Source organism: Variovorax sp. GrIS 2.14 (assembly GCF_046115955.1).
GTDB lineage: Bacteria > Pseudomonadota > Gammaproteobacteria > Burkholderiales > Burkholderiaceae_C > Variovorax.
Genome location: NZ_JBJXIA010000007.1, coordinates 167,848 through 191,059 on the forward strand (window position 1 = coordinate 167,848; position 23,212 = coordinate 191,059).

At 64.1% G+C, this 23,212-nt stretch carries 16 protein-coding genes; 3 read left to right on the plus strand and 13 right to left on the minus strand.

All coding sequences use genetic code 11. From position 1 onward, the window contains the following. Positions 1-19: 19 nt before the first annotated feature. The 6 genes from RCH10_RS13830 to RCH10_RS13855 all read right to left on the minus strand — a co-directional run bounded on the left by RCH10_RS13830 (position 20) and on the right by RCH10_RS13855 (position 6,844). Complete coding sequence (locus tag RCH10_RS13830) at positions 20-547, minus strand: hypothetical protein (protein WP_409052807.1); 528 nt, start codon at positions 545-547, stop codon at positions 20-22. A gap of 174 nt (positions 548-721) precedes the next feature. Then, a complete protein-coding gene (locus RCH10_RS13835) occupies positions 722-1,576 on the minus strand; it encodes a siderophore-interacting protein (RefSeq protein ID WP_409052808.1) in 855 nt (284 codons plus the stop codon). Continuing rightward, positions 1,576-2,190, minus strand: coding sequence for a PadR family transcriptional regulator (locus RCH10_RS13840; protein ID WP_409052809.1), 615 nt, complete (start codon positions 2,188-2,190; stop codon positions 1,576-1,578). The genes RCH10_RS13835 and RCH10_RS13840 overlap by 1 nt, the downstream gene beginning before the upstream one ends. A gap of 144 nt (positions 2,191-2,334) precedes the next feature. After that, complete coding sequence (locus RCH10_RS13845) at positions 2,335-3,486, minus strand: mechanosensitive ion channel domain-containing protein (RefSeq protein WP_323496241.1); 1,152 nt, start codon at positions 3,484-3,486, stop codon at positions 2,335-2,337. After that, entirely contained in the window at positions 3,486-5,789 is a 2,304-nt protein-coding gene (locus tag RCH10_RS13850; RefSeq protein ID WP_409052810.1) for an FUSC family membrane protein, read from the minus strand. Before RCH10_RS13850 ends, RCH10_RS13845 begins: the two co-directional genes overlap by 1 nt. Beyond that, positions 5,789-6,844: an inositol monophosphatase family protein gene (locus tag RCH10_RS13855; RefSeq protein ID WP_409052811.1), complete on the minus strand. Its 1,056-nt coding sequence runs from the start codon at positions 6,842-6,844 to the stop codon at positions 5,789-5,791. Before RCH10_RS13855 ends, RCH10_RS13850 begins: the two co-directional genes overlap by 1 nt. Positions 6,845-6,975: 131 nt before the next feature. Here RCH10_RS13855 and RCH10_RS13860 point away from each other — a divergent pair, with 131 nt between their 5' ends. Beyond that, complete coding sequence (locus RCH10_RS13860) at positions 6,976-7,701, plus strand: RNA methyltransferase (protein ID WP_409052812.1); 726 nt, start codon at positions 6,976-6,978, stop codon at positions 7,699-7,701. On the opposite strand, the gene mog is transcribed toward RCH10_RS13860, so the two are convergent. Next, positions 7,702-8,307: a molybdopterin adenylyltransferase gene (mog, locus tag RCH10_RS13865; RefSeq protein WP_409052813.1), complete on the minus strand. Its 606-nt coding sequence runs from the start codon at positions 8,305-8,307 to the stop codon at positions 7,702-7,704. It abuts the gene before it with no gap. Further along, complete coding sequence (gene yjgA / locus RCH10_RS13870; RefSeq protein ID WP_323496236.1) at positions 8,304-8,960, minus strand: ribosome biogenesis factor YjgA; 657 nt, start codon at positions 8,958-8,960, stop codon at positions 8,304-8,306. Before yjgA ends, mog begins: the two co-directional genes overlap by 4 nt. Before the next feature lie 58 nt (positions 8,961-9,018). On the opposite strand from yjgA, the gene pmbA reads away from it, so the two are divergent. After that, entirely contained in the window at positions 9,019-10,401 is a 1,383-nt protein-coding gene (pmbA, locus tag RCH10_RS13875) for a metalloprotease PmbA (protein ID WP_409052814.1), read from the plus strand. Here pmbA and RCH10_RS13880 read toward each other — a convergent pair. The 3 genes from RCH10_RS13880 to rpsU all read right to left on the minus strand — a co-directional run bounded on the left by RCH10_RS13880 (position 10,398) and on the right by rpsU (position 11,649). Beyond that, positions 10,398-10,856 carry an NUDIX domain-containing protein gene (locus RCH10_RS13880; protein WP_409052815.1) on the minus strand — a complete coding sequence of 153 codons (459 nt, stop codon included), beginning with the start codon at positions 10,854-10,856 and terminating at the stop codon, positions 10,398-10,400. The two genes, pmbA and RCH10_RS13880, sit on opposite strands and share 4 nt — an antisense overlap. Further along, on the minus strand, positions 10,853-11,305 hold the full coding sequence (locus RCH10_RS13885) for a GatB/YqeY domain-containing protein (protein WP_409052816.1): 453 nt from the start codon (positions 11,303-11,305) through the stop codon (positions 10,853-10,855). The genes RCH10_RS13880 and RCH10_RS13885 overlap by 4 nt, the downstream gene beginning before the upstream one ends. Positions 11,306-11,436: 131 nt before the next feature. Beyond that, complete coding sequence (gene rpsU, locus RCH10_RS13890; RefSeq protein WP_068628364.1) at positions 11,437-11,649, minus strand: 30S ribosomal protein S21; 213 nt, start codon at positions 11,647-11,649, stop codon at positions 11,437-11,439. 152 nt (positions 11,650-11,801) lie between these two features. Between rpsU and RCH10_RS13895 the strand changes: the two genes are divergently transcribed. Then, entirely contained in the window at positions 11,802-14,315 is a 2,514-nt protein-coding gene (locus tag RCH10_RS13895; RefSeq protein WP_409052817.1) for a CHASE2 domain-containing protein, read from the plus strand. A 35-nt stretch (positions 14,316-14,350) separates the two neighbouring features. Here RCH10_RS13895 and RCH10_RS13900 read toward each other — a convergent pair whose 3' ends face one another. Both RCH10_RS13900 and RCH10_RS13905 read right to left on the minus strand, forming a co-directional pair. Then, positions 14,351-15,070 (minus strand): helix-turn-helix domain-containing protein, encoded by a 720-nt coding sequence (locus RCH10_RS13900; protein WP_409052818.1) that lies wholly within the window; start codon positions 15,068-15,070, stop codon positions 14,351-14,353. 17 nt (positions 15,071-15,087) lie between these two features. Further along, complete coding sequence (locus tag RCH10_RS13905) at positions 15,088-23,208, minus strand: filamentous hemagglutinin N-terminal domain-containing protein (RefSeq protein WP_409052819.1); 8,121 nt, start codon at positions 23,206-23,208, stop codon at positions 15,088-15,090. Positions 23,209-23,212: the final 4 nt, after the last annotated feature.

Consider the following 23,212-nt stretch of genomic DNA (forward strand, 5'->3'; position numbering starts at 1 on the left):
CGTCGCCGTTGTCGTCGGCTCAGCCCTGTCCGCGGCGACGCCGTGCGACGCGCACCGCGTCGACCCACGTGTCGACATCGAAGCGCTGGCCGGTTTCGGCAATGCGCGCACCGACGATATTGCGCAGGGGAATGCGCCGCGTGTCGCCGGGATGGTCGCAATAGCCGACGACGAGACGCTTATGAATATCCAGATGCTCGACCTGCAGCTCGGCACTGACCTTCCTGGACAGCGCGTCTAGATAGCGGATGCGGATGAGCGGCTGCTCATCGACCATTTCTTCGAATTCGCCTTCGTTGGCTGCCAGCGGCTGTGGCGCACTCGCGGGGCCGAGTTCTCCCATGCCGGTGGAACCTGTAGGCCCGCCTCGCACGGTCGGCAAGCCACCTGGAACATAGCCGGAGCGCACCCGCGCTGCGGCGATAAGGTATTGGGAACGGCGACGGGCCGCGATGCGATTCCAGCCGAAGCCGACCAGGCCGAGAACCACCAGACCGCCAACGATCACCGCCGCAACGAATTGCCATTTTTCGAGATCGGATCCCATGCGGTTCCCTTTCTGCAGTTACGAAAAGCGCGACGGCCGCCGATTCGCTGTTGTTCCTCTTCTGTTGTCCGCTCCCAAGGGTTTAATCCTAGTTCTTTGGTATTCAGTTGCCAATCGCCGAACGGCCTATTGCAGACGGTTTGCGACATGTTGTAGTAGTGAGCCGCTGGATTTTTACTCTTCGTAGGTGTCGTGCGTTGCCGCGGCGCCCTTGCGCCAATAGCCTGACGCGCGCGTCCATTTCGGGTTGGCACCACGCTCGCCGACGAGGAGCGCACGCAAGGCTTTGGCTGCGGAAGATTCGCATGCCACCCACGCATGAAAGTCGCCTGCCGGAAACGTAAGGCCGCGCAGCGTGTCGAGTAGCAACGTCGACGTACCCGGCGCGGCGCCGCCGCGATGCACCCATTGGACTGTCAGCTCGGCATGCGTCTCGAAAGCGATCTGATCGTCCGGCCCGTCGACTTCCGCCAGCACGATCGCGCGGGCGTTGCGTGGCAACTCGGCAAGGCGCCGTGCGATCGCCGGCAATGCGGTGTCGTCGCCGATCAGCAAATGCCAGTCGAAATCGGTTGGAACGATGAAAGAGCCACGTGGTCCTCCGACGCCGAGCACATCGCCCGGCTTGGCGCGCTCGGCCCATTGCGTCGCGGGGCCGGCGTCATGCAGCGCGAAGTCGAACTCAAGCGTGCCGGCGACGGCGTCGAAGCGGCCCGGCGTGTAGTCGCGCATGGTCGGCTTGCGGCCCTCGGGCCAGATCGGACCGTCGGGGCCGGCGGTCGGCAAGGTCAACTCGCCGGTCGCCGCGTCGGGAAAGAAGAGCTTCGCGTGGTCATCGAAGCCTGGACTGGTGAAGCCCGCGAGCGACTCGCCGTCGACGGTGATGCGTATCAGGTGCGGGGTTACGCGCTGCACGCTGCGCACTTTGAGCTTTCGGAACCGAAGCGCGTGGCGCACGCGGCGCGGCAGTCGATCAGGCGCGCTTTTCGGCGAGGCGTCTGCGATCGAAGCGGTTGTCGTGTCGCTCATCAAATGCGCTCCAGTTGTTGCGCCGCGCTGTCGAGCACGGCAGCGAAGGCATGGGCCTGCGCATCGGTCATCGGTTCTCGCGACGACAGGCGCATGCGCATCGCCAGCTTCAGGTTCTCGAGGGCACGAACGACTTGCGGCGGACGGCCGCCGCGTGGCCCCGCACCGTCGACTCCGCCGTTCATACGCGCCATCATCGCGTCGGCTGTGTCGCGATTGGCGGCCAGGAACTCGGTGCCTGCTGCAGTGATGCTGTAGCGCTTGCGGCCACCTTCATCGGCAGCATTGACGCTGACGTAGCCCAGCTCTTCGAGCAGCGTCAGGGTCGGGTAGACGATGCCGGGGCTCGGGCTGTAGCTGCCGCCCAGGCGTTCTTCGATTTCCTTGATCAGCTCGTAGCCGTGGCTCGGCTTGTCAGCAATGAGTTGCAGCAGCACGAAGCGCAGGCCGCCGTGGCCGAAGACCCTGCCACTACCGCCACGGCCACCACCGCCCATGCCTCGCGGGCCGTCGCCATGGTCATGTCGATGGCCGGGCCCGCCGCGTCCGCCGTCGGAACCGTCACCGTGTTCGGCGCGGCGTGTGCATCGCTCGAATGATCTGAAATGTCGCATGTCGATCTCTCTCGTGTGTATCTAAAACACAAAAGATATATCTAAATTGAAGACGAGTCAAGTCAGGCGGGAGTTCGAGCATCGACGAATTGGCGCCGTGCTGGAGGTTGTGGGGCGCCGGGCGCTGATGCGCAAGCGTGCAGCTCAGCGGTGCGGCAACGGCTGCATGAGGTTGGCTGGATTGGCCGTGCCCATTGCTGCCACGGTCGGCGCGGGTGCCGCCGGGCCTTGTGCGACCGCTGAAGCGGACGGCCCACCCATGTCCTGCATGCGCAGCTTGGGAAGCGATTCCGGATACTCGCGCTGCACGAAGTCGATGAGCCCTTCGCGGATGCGGCAGCGCAGATCGAACGCCAGCGGCGCGGTGGCCGCAGTGGCAAGGATGCGCAGCTGCATCGTGCGCTCGGTGGCGTCGGTCACCTGAAGCACGAACACGCGACCATCCCACTCCGGCGCCGCGCGCACGATGCGCTCCATCTCCGCGCGCAGCGGCGCCAGCGGCATCGTGTAGTCGACGTAGATGAAGGTCGAACCCAGCAACTGCGCGCTCTGTCGCGTCCAGTTCTGGAACGGCTTCTCAATGAAATAGCTGAGCGGCAGGATGAGGCGGCGTTCGTCCCACAGCTTCATCACGACGAAGGTTCCCGTGATCTCCTCGACCTTGCCCCACTCACCCTCGGCGATGAGCACATCGTCGATGCGTATCGGCTGCGCCAAGGCGATCTGCAGGCCGGCGATCAGGTTGCTCAGCACCGGCTTGGCAGCAAGACCGGCCACGATGCCGATGACGCCGGCAGAGGCGAGCAGGCTGGCACCGACCTGCCGCGCGCCCGGAAACGTCATGAGGATGAGCGCCGCCCCGGCCACCAGAACCATCGTGCTGGCGGTGCGTGCCAGCACCTTGGCCTGCGTGTGGATGCGGCGCGCCTGCAGGTTGTCGTCGACGTCTTGAGGATGCTTGGCGAGCAGGCCTTCGGTGAAGCCGTTGATGCACCGCACGGCCAGCCAGGTGCATGACGCGATGAGCAGCAATCCGTTGAGGTGCCGCACGCTGTCGATGTAGCGAAGGTCGTCGAGCGCGGCCTGCCACACCATCTGTAGCGCCACGAGCGGCAGAACCCACCGCGCCGCCGTGCGTGCCTTCGAGATCGTCGAATGCAGAACGACCGCATGACGCGTCAGGCGCAGCAACAGCATGCCGCCCACGCGGTAGACGAGCAGGCCCGATGCGCTGGCGATCAGCGCCGCGATCCACGTGCCGAACCACGGGTGGCCAAGCAATGCATGCAACTCCATCAAGCTTCCTTCGGCAACAGTCCAGCCATCGTTTCGGCCTCCGCTTCGGCCTGCAAGATGCGCGCCGCGTCGTCGTGCAGCTGCAGTGCCAGGCCGCTTGCGAGATCGAGTCGGCGCAGCAGCCAGGGACTGATGTCGTTGTCGAAAGGGTCGGGCAGCGGGATCGGGCCAACCACCCGTGTGCGCGGTGCAGACGTCGTTTCTGCGGGTGCCTCGCCAGACTGTGCGGCCTCCACCGCCTTGGCAGCTTTGGCAGACGCATCGGCCGGGTTGCCGATCGCCGACTGGATCTGCTCGGCCGCACGTGCCAGCGGCGCCTCGATTTCAGTGGGCGTCAACCGGTCGCGCCGCAACACCAGCATCGACTTGACCGCGCTGAGCTGGGCCAGCAACTGGTAGCTGTGGGCCTGCAGGCGCTCTAGCGGCTCGATGGGCGGCCGCACTGCGCGTGGTTCGGACAGCGATCGCTGCGTGGCCTGCACCAGCGCGGAGAGGCTGTCGAAAGCCTCCTTGCGCGCCAGTCGCCATTCGAGCTCGGGGCTGGTGTCGACGGCCTGCAGTTGCCCGAGGCCGAGCGCGAGTCGGGCATGGCGCGCTTGCGCCAGCAGCGTGCGCGCCACCAGAGCGGGGATTTGGCTGCGCTCCCACGACGGCAGAACGTAGCAGAAGCCCCACGCCACGGCCGCACCGATCAAGGTGTCGGCAATGCGTTCGACGAGCGCGAAGGTCGGGGCGGCGCCGGCGTACAGCTGGTGTGCCTGCACCAGACCGAGCACGGTGGCTGCGACGGCCGTGATCAGGTAACGCCGTACCGCAAAGCCGTGCGCCACAGCCTGCGCGCAGGTCACCGAAAGCAGCAGCACCAACGCTGACGGATGGGTGGACAACAAGCCGACAGCGAGCACGCATCCCAGCATCGTTCCGGCCACGCGCGCATTGCGCCGCTCCAGCGTTTGCGAGAGGCTGCCGCGCAGCACGACGACGATGGTCAGCAAAATCCAGTAGTCGTGCGAGCCCCACGGCAGCAACACCGCGATGCTGTAGCCAGCGGCAATCGCCAGTGCTGCGCGGATGGCGTGGCGCAGCGGCGGTGCGTCCCAGTTGAAGAGCGTGAGGAAAGGGCGCCACGACCACGCCGTCGGGCTCACGAACATTTGCCAGTTGGCGCGCACCACGGCCAGGTCGGGCTCGCGCTCGCCGCGTGCCAGTGCGGTGAGTCGCATCACTTCATCGTTGAGGTGGCCGATGCGGCTCGCCAGTCCGCGCGCCAACACGGCCGTGTTGGGTGCGGCCAGGCCGTCGGGCCGGCCCGTGTAGGTTGGAATGGCGATGGCCGAAAGGGTGGGCCGGCGGTCTTGTCCCGCTTGGGGTTTGCGGCCGAGCAGCAGTGAATCTGCCAGACGCGTGACGTCGTTCGCAATCAATTCGAGCACCGCGCGCATCTCGCCGAGCGAGCCTGCATGGTCGGAGTGCGTGCGCAATACGTCGAGGTCGAGTTCGCTGGCCAACAGGTGGTCGCGCATCTCCAGCACGATCACCAGCATGCCGGCGAGCCGTTGCCGGCGCGGCGTGCGCGGCGACTCGAGCACGATGTCCCGCGCCGCCTGAATCTGATCGGCGAGGGCGGCCTGCTGCGTCAGTAACTGGCCGAGCATCGGCGCCGGCGAATCGCGCACGTCGTCGGTTTCGTCTTTGGCACTGAACTGGCGCGCCTCGGTGCGCATCAGGTTCGCCAGCGCCAACAGCACGTCGGCTATGAGTTGCACGCGGTAGCGGGCGTTGAGTGCCAGGTTGGCCAAGGTGGCGTAGATGACGTACAGCCCGGCACCCATGCCGAAGTGCAGCGTGCGTTCGAGTGCCTCGTGCAGATCGGTTGGTGGCGGCGTGGCCATCGAAAAAATCATCGCCAGCATGATCGCGATGGCAATCGGAATGCCGCGTTTGCCCCATGCCATGAGCGTGAAAGACAGGAAAGTGGCGGGGACCAGCACCAGCCCGAGCTTCAGCGGCGCGGTGTGCAACCACTGGACCACGAAGAAAAGCGGCATGCTGATGAGTGGCGCCGGCAGCATCTGGAAAAACTTGCCGCGGCGTGGCGCAGCGAGGTCGGGCGGCGAAGCGACGATGACGCCCACCGACGCGGCAGCGCCTGCGACGGTGCCCAGCCAGAGGTGCAGGCCGCCCGATATAAGCAGCAGCCCGAAGGCCACCGACAGCCCGTTGGCGACGTAGTGGCTCAGGGCGATGCGCAACGCGGCGCGGGTTCGGCGCGCGGCGGCCCCGGCCGAGCTCAGCGTCTGCATCACTTGCCCGTGGAATCGGCCGGGTCGTTAAAAGGCGCTGCTGCGACGTCGCGCTTGATGCGTGTGAGCTTGCGCGGAGCAGGCGCGACGGCTGCGTGCTCGACGGAGACCCCATCGCTGCCGGAGCTTTCGAAATCAGCGACGGTAGAGCGTGCGTACAAGTCGACCGATTCGTCCACATCCGGGTTGGCCGCGGCGGACACGGCGCGCACGCGGTCGCTGGCGCGCATCTTTTCGTCCACGCCTGCGAACTTCGAATACTTGGAGAGCAACGGCACGAGTTGACCGTAGATGCGGGGCGCAGCGGCCAGGCATTCGCGCTGATCGAGAAATTCAGGCTCGCCGGTGAGATTGCCGACCAGGCCACCGGCCTCGGTGACCAGCAAGGATCCCGCAGCAACGTCCCACGGACTGAGGCCGGTTTCGAAAAAACCATCGGTGAAACCGGCGGCCACGTAGGCGAGGTCGAGCGCTGCAGCGCCGGGGCGGCGCAAGCCGGCCGTGCGCGGCATCAGGTCAGCCATGATCGCGAGGTACTGCTTGAAGTTGTCCCCGGTGCGAAACGGAAAGCCGGTGGAAAGCAGGCATTCGTTGAGCCGCGTGCGCTTGGAAACGCGCAGGCGGCGGTCGTTCATGTAGGCGCCGCGACCCTTGGTGGCGGTAAAAAGATCGTTCCGGCTCGGGTCGTAGATGCAGGCCTGCTCGACCTTGCCGCGCACTGCCAACGCGATCGACACGCAATACACGGGGAAACCGTGGATGAAGTTGGTGGTGCCGTCCAGCGGATCGATGATCCAGACGAATTCCGAGTCTTTGGCGCCGTATTCGGAGCCCGATTCTTCGGCCAGGATGCCGTGCCCCGGGTATGCGGCGAGCAGTGTCTCGATGATCACTTTTTCGCTTGCATGGTCGACTTCGGTGACGAAGTCGTTGACCTGCTTTTGCGAAATGCGCACGGCCTCCACATCGAGCGCCGCGCGGTTGATGATGGCGCCAGCGGCGCGTGCGGCCTTGACGGCCACGTTGAGCATGGGATGCAGGTTGGGGGACGACATTGGATTGTGAGAAGAACGGCGACACCGCGCGATGCGGCTCCGCAGGATGCAGCCCGGCGATGCGGGCAGCGAGAATCGGAGCATTTTACCCGGCCGCGGTCGGCCCGTTACCCCTCGTTTTTCGTCCTCCCATGCGCACCCGCTTCATCCTGATACAGACCAGCCATGCCGGCAATGTGGGCGCTGCCGCTCGCGCCATGAAGACCATGGGCTTCACCGACCTCGTGCTTGTCGCTCCACGCTGGCCCAACGTGCTGCGGCGCGAGGAGACGATTCAACGCGCCAGCGGCGCGCTCGACGTGCTGGACAACGCGCGCATCGTGGAGACGCTCGACGAGGCGCTAGACGGCGTGACGCATTTGTGTGCGACTGCGATGGTGCCGCGTGATTTCGGACCGCCGACGCGCACGCCGCGCGAGCATCTCGGGGTGCTCGATACATCTGCAGTCGACGGTTGCGTGGCCTTCTTGTTCGGTTCCGAACGCTTCGGCATGCGCAACGAAGACGTGTATCGCTGCAACGTCGCGCTCAGCATTCCGACCGACCCGAACTTCGGCTCGCTCAACCTAGGCGCTGCGATCCAGGTGATTGCGTACGAGTGGCGATTGGCGCTGGGTGGCTACGAAGTGAAAGGCGCCGTCTCGTCATCGCCGGCGGCCGATGCACAGGCCGTCGCCGGCATGCTGGACCACTGGGAACGTTCGCTGGTCGACATCGGATTTCTCGATCCTGCAGCGCCGAAGAAGCTGATGCCGCGGTTGCAGCAGCTTTTCAACCGGGCGCAGCCGACGCCCGAAGAGATTCACATCCTGCGCGGCATCGCGAAGGCGATGGTCGAACCCAAGCCCAAGCGCTGATCAGGTGCGTGTCCGGATCGCCGTTTTGGGCCGGAACGCCTTGCACACCGCGTCGTCGGTTTCCAGATACGGTCCGCCGATGAGGTCGATGCAATAGGGCACCGCCGCGAAGATGCCGGGAACGGCCTGCGAACCATCGGCGTTTTTCAAGCCTTCGAGCGTCTCGGCGATGGCTTTGGGCTGGCCGGGCAGATTCAGGATCAGGCTCTTGTCGCGAATCACGGCGACTTGCCGCGACAGGATGGCAGTGGGCACGAAGCGCAGGCTGATCTGCCGCATCTGCTCGCCGAAGCCTGGCATTTCCTTGTGCGCCACGGCAAGCGTCGCTTCAGGCGTAACGTCGCGCAGGGCAGGGCCGGTGCCACCGGTGGTCAGCACCAGCGTGCAGCCGGCGTCGGCGAGTTCGACCAGCGTGGCGCTGATCCGCTCGGCTTCATCGGGAATCAGGCGCGGCTCGAAGGCGATCGGGTTTTTAAGCGCACGCGTCAGCCACTCCTCGAGTGCCGGCAAGCCTTTGTCTTCGTAAACGCCGTTCGATGCGCGATCGCTCACGGAGACGATGCCGATGCGCACCGGTTCGGGCGTCGGCGGCAGCGCTGCGCTCATGCGTCGTCCTCGAGCTCCTGTGCGGCAGCCGCAGCAGCATGGTCGCCACTGCCATGCACCGCCAATTGCTGGCGCACCAGCTGGAACACATCGCGATAGGCCTTGCTCTGGCGCGGCGCCTCGCCTGCGGGGCCGACCTTCATGTCCTTGCGGGCTTGCCTCACGAGCGCGCGCAGTTGCTGCGCATCGGTGCCGGCGTGCGTCTCGATCCAGCCGCCGAGCGCGTCGTCGTCGGCGATCAGGCGATCACGCCAACGCTCGGCTTCGTGCAGCGCGGCGGTCTCGGCGGCAGGCGTGCTGTTCTGCTCTGCCAGCGCGTAGCGCACGGCGTCGAGCGTGGGCTCGTCGAGCTTGCGCATCAGCTTGCCGATGAACTGCATCTGCCGGCGTTTGCCCTCGAAGTTGGTGATGCGCTTGGCTTCCAGCACGGCGTCCGACAGCTTTTCGCCAAGGGGCAATGCTTCGAACAGGCTGGCGCGCAGCGTGAGCAAATCTTCGCCGAGCTTTTGCAGCTCGGTGCTTTCACGCTTGAGGTCGGTTCGGCTCGCTTCGTCGGTGCCTTTGAGCTCACGTTTGAGCTCCAGATCGAGCTCGCTGCCTTCAGCAACGAACTCGCCACGGACGTAGTAGCCTTTTTTGGGTTTGCGGGACATGGGTTAAATCTTTGGCCGCACCATCGGAAACAGGGGGCAGAAGTATCATAGCCAACACATGAAGACATCCCGCTTGCAACCGGCCTCGCGCCCCGACTCCGGCTTCGCCTACACCCGCCCTTTCTTTGAAAACTTGGTCGACACGGCTTTGGCGCATGCCAAAAAGCTCGGCGCGACCGACGCCGGTGCCGAGGCGTCCGAAGGCTGCGGCCTGAGCGTCTCGGTGCGCAAGGGCGAGCTCGAAAACGTCGAGCGCAACCGCGACAAGTCGCTCGGCATCACGGTCTACGTCGGGCACCGGCGCGGCAATGCGAGCACGTCCGACTTCTCCGAAGCGGCTATCGCGCGAACGGTGCAGGCGGCTTACGACATCGCCAGCTTTACTGCCGAAGACCCGGTGAGCGGACTGCCGGACGAAGACGACATCGTCAAGGAGCAGCCGGAACTCGACCTGTTCTTCCCGTGGGCTGTCACCAGCGAAGAGGCGGCCAGGCTGGCGCTCGAATGCGAAGAAGCCGCGCTCTCGACCGACAAGCGCATCACCAACAGTGAAGGCGCCGGCGTTTCGGCCCAGCAGAGTCATTTTTTCAGCGCGCATACGCATGGCTTCAGAGGTGGTTACGCCAGCTCGCGGCACTCGATTTCGGTGGCGCCGATCGCGGGCAAGGGCAACGACATGCAGCGCGATGCGTGGTACAGCTCGATGCGTTCCGCCGACGAACTCGCGAGCCCGCAATTGGTTGGCCGCTATGCCGCCGAACGTGCGCTGAGCCGCCTCAAGTCGCGCAAGATCAAGACGACGCAATGCGCTGTGCTGTTCGAGTCGCCATTGGCCGCGGGCCTGCTCGGTGGGCTGGTGCAGGCCACCAGTGGCGGCGCGTTGTATCGCAAGAGCACCTTTTTGCTCGATTCGCTCGGCAAGCCGGTGCTGCCGAAGCACATGGACCTGGTCGAAGACCCTCACTTGAAGCGTGGCAAGGGAAGCTCGCCGTTCGACGACGAAGGCGTGACGACCAAAGCGCGGAAGGTGGTCGATGCGGGTCGGCTCGAAGGCTACTTCTTGTCGACCTACTCGGCTCGCAAACTGGGCATGAAGACCACCGGCAACGCGGGCGGCTCGCACAACCTGACATTGACTTCGCGCTTGACCAAGCCGGGCGACGACCTCGACGAGATGCTGCGCAAGCTCGGCACCGGGCTCTTCGTTATCGAGCTGATGGGCCAAGGGGTTAACTACGTGACGGGCGACTACTCGCGCGGCGCCAGCGGCTTCTGGGTCGAGAAGGGCAAGATCGCTTTCCCGGTGGAAGAGATCACGATCGCCGGCAACCTGAAAGACATGTTGATGGGCATTCAGGCGGTGGGTGCCGATGCCTACAACTACGGCGCCAAGACTACCGGCTCGATCCTTGTCAACAAGATGAAGGTGGCGGGGAGCTAACTGGCAAGCGCTTCGCGCACCCGTTCGATCACGCGGACGTATGGCGACGTAAACGGCGGCGTAAAGCCGTCGATCGGTGCGTCCTTCGCCAGCCACTGGAAGCAGAAGACAAGGCCTTCTTCTTCTGGGCTGCCGACGGCGATATGGTCGAAGCGCTCCGGCAGCGGTTCGATCTGTCGCATCAGATAAAGATGCCAGAGTTGCTGGTGTTCGTGCGTGTTGCCCTCGATGCCGACATTGCAGTGCCGATCCATCGTGCCAAGCTCTTGCAGCGCACCGGAATAAGCGATGCCCGATTCTTCGAGCAGTTCTCTACGCACTGCGTCTTGAGGCGACTCTCCCGGTTCCACCGTGCCCTTGGGCAACTGCATACCGCCATCGCCCGGATGCAAAAATACCAGCAAGCGGTTTTGCGCATCCACAAGGCATGCGCAGGCCTTGTGGATGACCGTCATGCTGCGCCGGAAAGGGCGGCCTTGACCGCAGCAGACACCTGACCCATGTCGGCCTTGCCGGCGAGCCGCGTCTTGACGGTGCCCATCACCTTGCCCATGTCGCCTGGGCCCGAGGCGCCCAGCTCCGCCACGATCGCCTTCACCTCGACGGCGACCTCTTCTGCGGTCATGCGCTTTGGCAGATAAACCTCGAGCACCTTGATTTCGGAGGATTCCTTGTCGGCCAGATCCTGCCGCCCACCTTCAGTGAAAGCGGTGACCGAATCCTTGCGCTGCTTGACCAGCTTGTCGACGATGGCAATCACCATGACGTCGTCGAGTTCGATGCGCTCGTCGACTTCTTTTTGCTTCAGGGCGGCGAGCAGCAGGCGGATGGTGCCCAGGCGCTCGGCGTCCTTTGCGCGCATGGCGGTCTTCATGTCTTCGGTGATTTGTTCTTTAAGGCTCATGGTCATCTCCTGGCGAAGGTCGTTGAAAGGTGTTTGAAGGCCTCGAAAAGGCCGTCGGAAAAGACAAAAGCCGCGGCAGGTTTCCCTGGCGCGGCTTGGTTTCGCCGGCGAGCGGCCAGCGAATGCAGTACTTAGAACAGCTTCTTGGGAAGCTGCATGCTGCGAACGCGCTTGTAGTGGCGCTTGACGGCTGCAGCCTTCTTGCGCTTGCGCTCTGCGGTCGGCTTTTCGTAGAACTCGCGGGCACGCAGATCGGTCAGCAGGCCGAGCTTTTCGATGGTGCGCTTGAAGCGGCGCAGTGCGACGTCGAAGGGCTCGTTTTCTTTAACGCGGATAGTGGTCATTTAAAAGGTCTGTTGAATTTGGCTCAGGGAAGATCAGGCCCCGGGCCGGGTTCCTCAACTCGAAAATCTTTGTGGCCGTTGAGGGGAGGCCGAAAGTTAGCCCGCAATTATAGCGTGAGCTTTGCCCGGCGGCCATGCTGCAAAATTCCTCGATGAAGCTTCGACCAAAACTCCCCAGGATTGCCTGGGGAGGGCGCGTCAAATCGGTTGCTGAGATGGTCTGCATCGCGCTGCTGGCGCCTTTAATGGCCTATCTGGCGATTCATCACGGTAACTTTGCGACAGTCGACGCCATCGTCTACGACCAGGCACTCAAGGCGCGACCAATTACACCCGGTGGTGATGTCGTCATCGTCGCCATCGATGATGCGAGCCTGGCCACGCTGGGCCGCTGGCCCTGGTCGCGCGCTGTACATGCGTCGTTTCTGGAAAAGATTGCCGCCGGTAACCCGCAGGCCGTACTGATGGATGTCTTTATGACAGAGCCATCCGTCGACCCTGCCGACGATGTCGCGCTGGTCGGCGCCATGCACAAAGTGCCGGTGTACCTGCCCCTGCTCTTCAGCTTGGGCTACGACGCAAGCGGGGGCGCCGGCCCATCCGCAAGCCCAATGTTCGCAAGGCCGATTACCGCGCTCGCGGAAGCATCCGCGGGTCTGGGTCACGTCGATGTCGGTGCCGACACCGACGGCTTGGTCAGGCGGCTCTTTCTGCAGGAGGGACCCGCTGCGGGAGTGCAGCCTTATCTTGTGAGCTTGTTGCCGGGGGTGCCCAAAGCCGACGGTACATCGCTGTCGGCGCTGGACCCCAAAAGCAAGAGCAGCGGCTGGCAGTTGCGTGGCCCCTTGGTGCTCTCATTTGCCGGTGCTGCTGGAAGTTATCGGACCCTCTCGTACATCGACGTGGTCAACGGCAAAGTCCCTCAAGACTTCTGGCGCGGCAAGACGGTGTTCGTGGGCGCGTCGGCCGCAGGGTTAGGCGACCAGATGCCTGTGCCGAACGCAGGTGCTGCCGGTGCAATGCCCGGCGTTGAAATCCACGCCAATGCTTTCGACACGCTCAGACAGGACGCAAGTCCGTCGTTGCTCGACGGTGCGCCGGCATTGTGGCGATGGGCTTGGATTTCGTTGCCCTGCTGGGCGCTTCTTGCGTGTCTCGGGCGATCGCGGCACAGCACGTTGCTGCTGCTGGGCAGTGCCGGTGCCGTCGTCATCTTGTGTGTGAGTGCGTTCGCCGCAGGCCGTCTGTGGCTTCCGCCGGTGGCGCCGCTTCTGGCTTTGTTCACCGCCTACCTGCTATGGACATGGCGTGAATCGGCGCGGCTCTGGCGCTACTTCGAGCAGCGGCTACGGCAGGTCGATCGCGCATCGGCGCTGTCGCTTGAATTGATTGCAGCAGGCGATATCCGCAGCGCTGACGCGCCGACCGCGTTGCTGCGGCGCGCCGACGCGTTGGACAACATCATGGTGCGCTTGCGTACGCTCGAAGGGCTGCTGCGAAACACCGTCGCCCGTCTGGACGTCGCCGTGCTCGTGTGCCGCGTCGACGGCGACATCGTCCTTGCCAACCATGCTGCGAGGTCGCTGTTGGGTCTGGGCACCAATGCGTTGGGCTCCGACGCCGCGCTCGTGGGACGAAAGCTGCTGTCTGTCATCGCCGGGCATTCAGTGCCGCTGGGCGGCGGCTGGATGACACGCCCGGACATGACGCAGCCGACGGAGACGCTCAGCGGCGCCGTGATGATGACGCCTGCGGGCAGGGTGTTCCGGCTCGACATCGTGACGGTCGACATCGCGCAGCCGAGCGGCGCAGGGGGCTGGTTGGCGGTGCTGCACGAGTTGACCGAAGAGTATCGACGTCGCGAACAGCATGACCAGTGGCTCGGCTTTCTGTCGCACGATTTGCGCAGCCCGCAGACCACCATCCTCAGCATGCTCACGCTGGAAGAAGCGCGTCGTGCCATCGACGTTGACCTAGACCCGAGCGCACCCGCGCTGCGCAGCCGAATCCGCGCCGAGGCCGAGCGCACGATTCGACTGGCCGACGACCTCATCGACCTCACCAGCGCACAGTCGGGCCGCTATCGGTATGCCCCCGTCGAACTGGGCAACCTGTTGCTCGACGCGATGGATCAGGTCTATGCGCAGGCGCAACTGCGCGGCGTCACGCTGACGGAACGGTTTCGGGAAGGGCAATGCTTCGTGCTGGCAGACGGGAGCCTGCTGACGCGTGCCGTGGTCAATCTGCTCGGCAACGCGATCCGGCACAGCCGGCAGGGGCAGTCGGTCACGATGTGCCTGGGGTTCGACGCCGACAAGCGCGAGGCTGTGTGCACCGTGGTGGACGAGGGCGACGGGATGGACGAAAGCCAACGTCGATCGCTTTTTGCGAACGAAGCGCTCGCCTCGCCCAGTGCGGGCGTGCTTCCCGCTGCGCCGGGGATGGTGCGGCGCAGGGGCATCGGCTTGCTGATCGTGCAGGCGGTGATACGGCAGCATCGCGGCTGGTTGGAGGTCGACAGTGCACCGGGCCTCGGCAGCACGTTCTGGTTCGGCCTGCCGATTGCCGATACCGCGGACATTGCCGTCGACGTCGACGTCGACGTCGACGACGAAGACCATCGAGATGGGCAAGATCAGAAGGAAAAAAAGGTCGACATCGCCTAACCGGCAACGTCGACCTTATCTTCGGACGGTCTCGCTCAGTCCGGTTTTTCTTCTGTCAAGGCGTAGCCCTGGCCATACGTCGCGGACAGCACGTAGGGGTTGCCATGCCCGAGCTGCAGTTTCGTGCGGAGGCGGGCAATGTGCGTGTCCAGCGAGCGCGAAGCCGTGCTGCTGCCGTCGCCCCAGATCTGCCGATAGAGGTCTTCTCTGCTGACTACCTGGTTCATGTGTTGGAACAGGAACCACGCCAACTTGTAAAGCTTTCCGGGTAGAGGAATGAACTGACAATCCAGCAGCATTCCGCCGGACGTTTCACGAAAAACATAGCGCCCGAAAACCCGTTGCGGCGCTTCGCCCGATGTGCTCGATATTGCAGCCGGTGTGCACTCGGTCTGCACGGGGGCCCTGCCGACCTTCTTCTCGCGTGCCGCCGGCGCCCACTCCGAAAGCGTGACGTTGTTCAGTTGAACGTCGGCTGCTTGTTCGTCGATCGCAGCATTCTCATGCTGCCACGCGACCAGCCGTGGCACGCGGTCGGCTGGTCGCGTCTGCAGCCATTGAACCAGCGCGGGCACTTCGAGATCGGTGCCCGGGCCTGTCAACAGCACCGAGTCGATCTTCGGCCCAGCGGCCAATGCTTGCTGCAGCAACAACCCGCTCGCGAATACCTGGGGCTCACACCCTGGTATGCGCGTGAGCGAGCGCGCGATCAGCCGATTCAGCCCGTTCGGTCCGCCGTAGATCGCATAGCGCATTGCTTTCTCCCGCTCGCTTATCGACCTGCTTGCGCGGTCAGGTCGACGGTCACTCGACGGTTCGGTTGCAGGCACTTGGTCAGCGCAGCCGTTGCTTCGGTTCCGGTGCAAACCATTACCGGCTCCGCCTCGCCTCGGCCTTCGGTCGTGATGAGCTTGCCATCCAGCCCGTTTTGCATCAGCAGGGCGCGCACGGTGTCTGCGCGCTTCTTCGACAGCGGCAGGTTGTACGCCGCGGTGCCCAAACGGTCGGCATGACCGATCACTTTAATGCCGACGATGCTGACGAAACCGCTGCGAATTTCATTCGCGAGCCGTTCGATCTTCGCTTTACCTTCAGGGAGCAAATCCTTCATGTCCGAGCGATCGAACCGGAACAGGCCGTCGGCACCGATCGACACGCGATGCGTTTCGATAGCGCCGGGACCAGGTCGTGCCACGACGACTTCCAGCGTAATTTCCGGGTTGGCCACTACGGGGAAGTAGGGCTTGGCGACGACGTTGCATGGACCTGCCGATCCGCCTTCAATCTCGCGACCGTTGAGCGAGCTGGCCAGGTAGGTCGGTACAGCGAAGTAGGACTCTGGTCCGTATTCGCCTGGCATGTAGCGCCTGCCGTACTGGTCGGCCCAGGCACACCCGCCATCTTCAGGCGTCTGCACCCACATGGCCGCTTGCAGCGTCGGCAAGATGCTTGGCGCAGCAGGCAGTGGCCGCGGAATACGCAGCGATGTCGGCGCAAACTCGAAGGCCGCGCCAGGCGTTGCAGGAGGTGCCGGCGGCGCGACGGCGAGCACCTGCTTGTAACGGACGTGGGGTGCGCTGCCGATGCCGGTGCCCGGCACGTAGCTCCTACCACCGGTGTCCGCCTGATAGCTCTGGTTCCATTGCTCGAAGGGTTGCGCTTCGGACAGCGTCACGCCGTTGGCCTGCAGGCCATTGAAGGCGACCTGGGTCGGCACCTGCGTGTAGCCTGCCGGCACTGCGCCGCCTGCGACTGCATAGATCGCCACGTTGCCGCTATTCGCATGGATGTTCAGGCCCGGCACGTTGTTGATGAACTGACCAGTGCCTGCAGCCCTGCCAGCCGTTTCGTCCGCGACGAGCGTCACGTTGCCATTGGCTGCCGTGATGCTGGTGCCGCCATTGAGCACGACGCTGTTGCCGGCCACGCCGATCAGGTCGCTGCCCGCATACAACGCGCCCGAAGTCGTCAGGTTTCCATTGTTCGTGCTGCCTGCAATCAGCGCCACATCGTTGTTGCCGCGAATGTAGCTAGCGTTGATGCTCGCCGTGCTGTCGATGGTCACGTCGTTGGCATCTTTCACCGAGTAGACACCGCTGCTCGTGGTGTTCAACAGCGTCACGTTCGAGCCCTTGGTCGTGTCGAAGCCGGATGCCGTGTTGAGCGTGCTGACCGCAGCGACGATCGGGCTGGCTTGCGAGCCAGTCGCATAACCTGTGCCCAACGCTGCGTTGACCGTGGCGTTCATCGCGCCCAGGTTCACCGCGCCACCGGTGTCCGTCAGGTTGTACTGCTGCACACCCGTCGCAGGCGTCGTGATGGCCGCCGGGCCGGTGCGAACCGTCCATCCTCCTGCCACCACATTGCCGGTGTTGTTCACCAGGATCGCGTTGCCGGTCAGTTGCGCCACCGAGTAGCCGGTCGACTTGTTGCCCAGGTTCACGACGACATCCGTCACGCCCAGTGTGGTCAGCTGTGCCAGCACTGCAGGGCTCAGCACCGAGTGCAGATCGAAGTCCTTGCCGCTGCCGTAAGCGGTCACGGTGGCCGTGGTGCCGACGATCGCGAGTGCCGACGAATTGCCGGGCAGGGTGCCGATGACCGAGCCATTGAGCGTGACCAGACCGGCCGCATGGACGTTACCGAGCGACGTGTCAATCGGCGCACCGTTCAACGTGACGTTTCCGTTCGCGTTGAGGGTCGAGCCCGCCGTCATCGCGACGCCGGCGCTTTCGCTGGTGGCGGTGTAGTTGCCACCGGATAGGTTGGTGCCGGCAATATTCAGCGCAGTCCGATTGCGCAGATCGACGACACCGATGGTGGTGTCGCGCATGGTGTCGAACTCGGCATTGGCGGCCGTCAGGGTCGCCGCTGCGTTCTGCTGGATCAGGCCACCGGCGTTGATGCCGAAGTAGCCCGATGCACCGCTCGCGCCGGCCATATCCACCGCGCCGCGGTTCCAGAGCACGGCGTCGCCGGCGCTGGCCTTGGCCGTAAGCGTCAGCACGTTCAGGTTCAGGTCGTTGACGTTGTTGAAACCGGTCGCCGTGTTGTCGATGATGCCGCCACCGATTGCAGTGCCTGCTTGCAGATTGGCCACGTTGCCGATCACCTGTTCCTGACCCGCGCCGCCAAGACCGCTCGCGTTGACGATGCTGCCGCCCACGGCGGTGACGTTCACGGTGCCGGTGGTCTGTGCGTGCGTGCTCTTGGTGCTGTCTGTGCTGAGCGCGTTGAACACCACGTCTTGCGCACCCGTCAGACTGATCGTGCCGCCAGTGGTGGTGCTGTCGACATGCTGATCGATCGTCAGGTTGCCCGAGCTTGTCGCCACAGCGATGTTGCCGAAGGCGGGCGCCTTGCTGCCAACCGCCGTGCTGCTCACGATGCCGGCCCGCGTCAACGGCGTGGTCGCGTCGTAAACGATGCCCCTGGTGCCGTCGAAAGTGATGTCGTTCACTTCGTTGTTGGTCTGAGGGCCACCGACGACGAGTGCGCCGGTGTTGGTCACCGAGAAGGTACCTGTCGCCGTCTGGCCGCCTGCCAGCACGCCGGTGCGCGGTGTGCTGTCTTGCAGGCTGCCGGAAAGCACGGCCACGTTGGTGTCGACGTTGACGCCACCGCCTGCGACGAGCATCAGATTGCCGGTGCCCGTGGTGCCGATGGTCTGGGTCGCCGTGATCATGTTGCCGGCAATCAACGTCGTCAGCTTGCCGGCGTTGTCGACCGGCACGGGCGCATTGATGTTCAGGTCACGCGATGCGCCGATGGTGACGTTGCCTTGCGAAGCTAGCGTGCCGTTCGGTTCGACGTTGACGTCACGGTAGCCGAGCACCACGAGGTTGCCGGTGCCCGTCGATACCTTGATTGCGCCATCGCGCACCAGGACGCCGTTGCCGAAAGTCGTCGCTGCCGGGTTGGTGAAGATGTTCAGGTCGGCGGCATCGCCTTGTGCATAGCTCGGGCCTGCGGTCGCGTGGGCCGGTCCCGAGTAGATGCGCAGGTCGCCGGTGTTGGTCGACAGCGTGCCCGTGCCGTAGCCGATGTCCCAGCCGTTGCCGCTGGCCGAGTTGTTGCCTGTGCCGGCTGCCAGCTGGTTCAAGGTCGTCGGTCCGGTTTGCGTCCCGTTGAGCGTGTAGAACTGGCCCGACAAGTTGAGCGTCGTGTTGGTGCCGGCAACTGGGTTGCCGTAGTAATCGGCAGCCAGTGCGGCATTGACGGGAGTGTCGCCCGCCAGTGCGCCTGCCGTGCCGGTGGTCGTGATGGTCTGGTGTGCCGAGGTCGTGCCTGCACCCAGCGAGGTGTAGTTGGGCACGGTGCTGGCGGCAGCGGTCTGGTAGCCGCCGACAACATAGTCCTGGAGCCCTGAACCGGACCACGGCGTGGCATTGATGCCGGCAAGTTGGGTGGGAATCGGCGCGCCCTCCTTGACCAGCACGGGCGTGGCTGTCGGGATGAACGTCCCGACAGGAATCGGCTGGTACTGCTGTGCCAGCGGAAGTGGTGCGCCCAGTGCATCGACGTTGCTGTAGTAGTACTGCAGCGCGCCACCGGCCGGCACGGTAAAGCCGCCGAGCGCGGCTTGCGTCGCCGTACGGATCGGGTTGCCACTGGCCGTCACGGTATCGAAGTCGAAGCTGGGCAACGCGCCGGCCGTGCCGTACGAGACTTGCTGCCCGCGGGTCAGCGTAGTACCGACAGGGATGGCAACCCCGTTCAGGTCGAACAGGCCGGCGGGTGCCACCGTGTTGGCTTCGACCACCAGCACGCTGCGGAACACCGGCGTGATCAGGATCGGACCTGCGCTGCGCAGCGTGACGGCGCCTAGGCCGTCCCCACCGGTCTCGCCGTAGACGCCGGTGTTGGTGTAGATCGAGTTGAGGTCTGCAACAACGGCGGTCGTTGCGCCTGGAGCGAGTGTTTTGCCGTACTGCGCGTCGGCATGAAAAGTCAGGCTGGCATCGTTTGTGCGCGTCCAGTCAGTGGGCAAATCGATCTCGCCGCGGGCGTTGATCTCGATGTTGCCGGCCGCCGACGGAATTCGATCGAGCACCGTGACGTTGTCTTTTTCATTGACCACCAGCGTGGCGCCTGCGCCGGTTGCCGCAACCGACAGGACATTCGCGGCCATGTTCACCGCACTGTCCTTGCCTGCGATCAAGTAGAAACTGTTCGGAGTGGTGATGGTGTGGTTGCCGTTGCGGATGCCGCCGCCGCCGGCATCGATGCCACCGTCGCTGTAACCGATGAACGTGTTGCCGTTGGTGGTCACATCGCTGAGCAGCACCACGTCACCGCTGGCGGTGGGGCGCTGCGTGATGAAAAACGGGGCATAGCCAATAGAGGTGTAGGGGGCGATCTCGTTGACATGCAACGCTTGCCCGTTTTCCATCAGGATCTCGGTGCCGTTGAAGCCGCTGACGGTAAAGGACGGCATTGTTGGTGATGTCGGGTCGGCATAACCGAAGGTGACACCGCCAGGGCCTGTGGAGCTCAGAGGGCCGCTGTCGGTGCCGGCGGCCAAGCCGATGCCCGGGCCTCCACCAATTTGTGGATTCACTCCGGCCCGCAAGACCGGGTTGTTCTCGAACGTGAGAGTGCCGGTGTTCGCGTCCGAGCCAGTGCTGGCACCGGTGGTGGTGTTGTAGCTCCCTGCCGACAACTGCACGGCATACGACGTGATGTCGGAGCGAACAACGATCGAAGAGGCGGAAAGTTGCACGATGCCGGGGAAGCTGTTGTCGAACGCAAGCCTTGAAATGGGGGCGTTTGCCATGGTGGTGAGGGTGCCAAAGCCGTGAATCCCGATGGCAGCGCCCGCAGTGCCGCCTGGTGTGATGGCGCCTAAATTCAGATTGGGGTGCGTTCCACCCGCGCCGATGCCGGAATTGAGCCAGATGTACCTGCCGCCAAGATCGAGCGTCTTATCGCCGGGGCGGTTAAAAGTTCCTTCGTTGTTGCCACTGCCGTCGCGGGTGGCAGTTTGCGTGCTGACCATTGCCGGACTACCGGGAAAATTGGGAGAGCCTGGCAAGTCAGTGAAAGCGCCCGCATTGATGGCGATCCTTCCGGCATAGATTCCTGTAAAAGCGGTTGGAACAGTGATGTTTCGTGCATTCACGTCATATGCGCCGCCTATGGTTTGGTAGGGCAGCGTGACATCGCGGAACCCTTCCAACGAAACGCCTCCTGGCATGGTCAGGTCACCGGGTCGAGTGGCAAACGACAGGTTGGCTGGAAGATCGACCCGCGCCTCGATTCCGGCCGAGGTAGCAGCGCCTGGGCCGCCGGGGTTGGCGCTGAACGAATTGCCCGCATAGTCCACCCCTGACGTCAAATACAGGTTGACTCCGCCTGTCAGCGTGGTTGTGGCCGGGTTCATGAAACGCAGCAAGCCTGGCTGGCTGCGCCATCCGCCGGTCGTATATGCGTTTTGAACCGTAGCACCCGTGTCGTAGGCCGCAGCTTCCAGTTGGAGGACGCTTCCGAGCGACGTCAGACTCTGAGCAACGGAAATGTTGCGGCCTGTAACGTTAATGCCCAATCGTGCAGGATCTGTCGCCGTCAGGGCTTCGTTGATCGTGACATCCCTGAACCCATTCAGCGCGATCTGATCATGCGAACCGCTTGGCCCAGCGAGTTGCACACTGCCTTGAAGGTCATTGCGAACGGTCCCGGCCAAGCCAGAAGCCAGATTCAGTTCCCCCACACCTGTGAAGGCAACGCTCGGATTGATGAAGTTGATCAGCCCTTGTTGGTCATGCCAGCCTGATGCAACATAGTTGTTCGAGGCATCGAAACTCGCGGCGTTCAAGGTATTCGACTGGTCGCCCAGCGTTGTCGCTGAGATATTGATGGTCTTGGCATCGATGTCCAGCCGCCTGCCGGAACGGTTGGTGTCCAGGTTTACCGTGTCGAATCCGGAACTGAGGATGACGGTGGCGGTGCCCACTACATTGGTCGACATCGTCAGGTTGGTACGGTTGCCGCCGGCGTCCTTCCCGGAGTTGAGGACCAGCAGCTCGGTGCTGCTGACGGTGCCCGCGCCTCCGAACCGAATCACGCCGGTGCCGGATTGCCAGTTGCTGGTGTAGAGGTCACCTACGGAGTCCGATAGAAAGTAAGTCAAGGGTGCGACCGCGGCGGCGGCCAATATGGTCCGTCCGCTCTGCACTGCACTGTTGACATTGATGTCGCGCCCGGCGGCAGCCAATACAGATCCCACCGACACGTTGGCATTGAAGTTCACGTCCCGATTGGCCAAGAAGAAAATGCCGGGCGCAGCGGCTCCGGAATTGGTCACCGCTGCATTCACGTTGATGTCGTGATCGGCCTGCAGATTCAAAGTCGTATTGGCTGTCGAGTTCGCCAAGTCGATTGCATTGGCAATCGTGATGTCACCCACGCCGCCACTGCCGCCGCTGGTCTTGACCGTGACGCTGGCGGTTTGCAATGCAGTCGTCAGCGTGCCGATATTCAGGTTGGAACTGGCGGCCGGGTCATACGGGTTGGCGAAGGCGGTACTGTTCGCCGCATTGCTGATGGTGATGTCACTCGGGTCCAAAAGCAGTGTGCCGGTCTTTGCGCCCTCGCCACCGCGCAGGTCGGCCGTGCCATTGAACGCCAGCGTGCCCTTGCCCGACACTTCGGCGTCACCGCCGTTGCCGGTACCCGCGCCCTTGGCGCTGAGGTCGCCGTTGTAGCGTGTGGTGCCGTCGGCCCACACCACGACGCGGCCGCCGTTGCCTTGTGCCGTCGCGTCGGCGTTGAGCTTGACGCCCTGGTCGACGTAGGTGGCTTGCGCATTCGCGATGTCGCTTTCCTTGCCCTGGAATCCGCCACCGACGCGGATGCTGCCGCCCGCCGTGGTGCCCGATGCGTCGAGCGTCGTGTTGCCGAAGAGGCCGGTGTACGTTCCGGTCACGTCGATCTTGCCGCCCGTACCGTTTGCGTTGGTCGCGGTCAGGCCGGCGTCGTGCAGTTCGACCGTGCCCTGGCCGATGGCCACGATGCGAATCGAACCGTCGGCGTTGTTTTGCACACCCGTGGCGCGAATCGTGCCGCTGGTGTTGATGGCCAGTGCGCCCAGGTTGTTGTTGACCGCGGCCAACTGCACTTGTGCGGCCTGCAACGCGCCGGCACTGGTCAGTTCACCTGCATCGCCAGCATGCGGCGTCACGTTGAATGTGCCGTTCGACAGCGTCACGTCGCTTGCCGCGACGAGGTTGATGGACGGGCCGGCCGTCAGGGCCGAACCTGCCGCCACGGTGAGCTTGGGCGCGATCAGCGTGATCGGGCCGCTGGCGCTTTCGATGCGGCCGAGCACGGTGATCTCACCGCCTTGCGCACCACTGAAGTTGAGCGCACCGCCGGCCATGAAGGCGCTGTCGCCGACGTTCTGGGTGCTGGCGACGAAGCCGCCATTCACGTTGACCAGCCCGTTGGCGCCGACGACGATGCCGTTCGGGTTGATCAAAAATACCTTGCCGTTGGCAAGCAGGCTGCCGTCGATCTGCGTCGGCAGGTTGCCGGTCACGCGATTGAGCAACGCGGCGTTGACGCCCGGTTGGTTGATCTGAACGGTCTGGCCGTTGCCGATGCCGAAACCTTGCCAGTTGATGATCGCGCGGTTGGTGGTCTGGTTGATGGTGGTGAGGTTGCCGCCACCGTTGATGGTGGCACCGCCATTGACGACTTGTCCGCCAAAGGGCGCCGCCATGGCACCGCTGCAGAGAAGACCGACTGCCAATGCGATCGCGGCGATGCGAACGATGCCGCCACCGCCTTCGGTGCTGCCACTGGCGCCTTTGGTGTGCGACGTGGCGGTTTCGCTGACGGCGACGAACTGGCCGCGGGCCTTGCTGAAAATGACGCGATGGATGTGCTTGTTCATGATC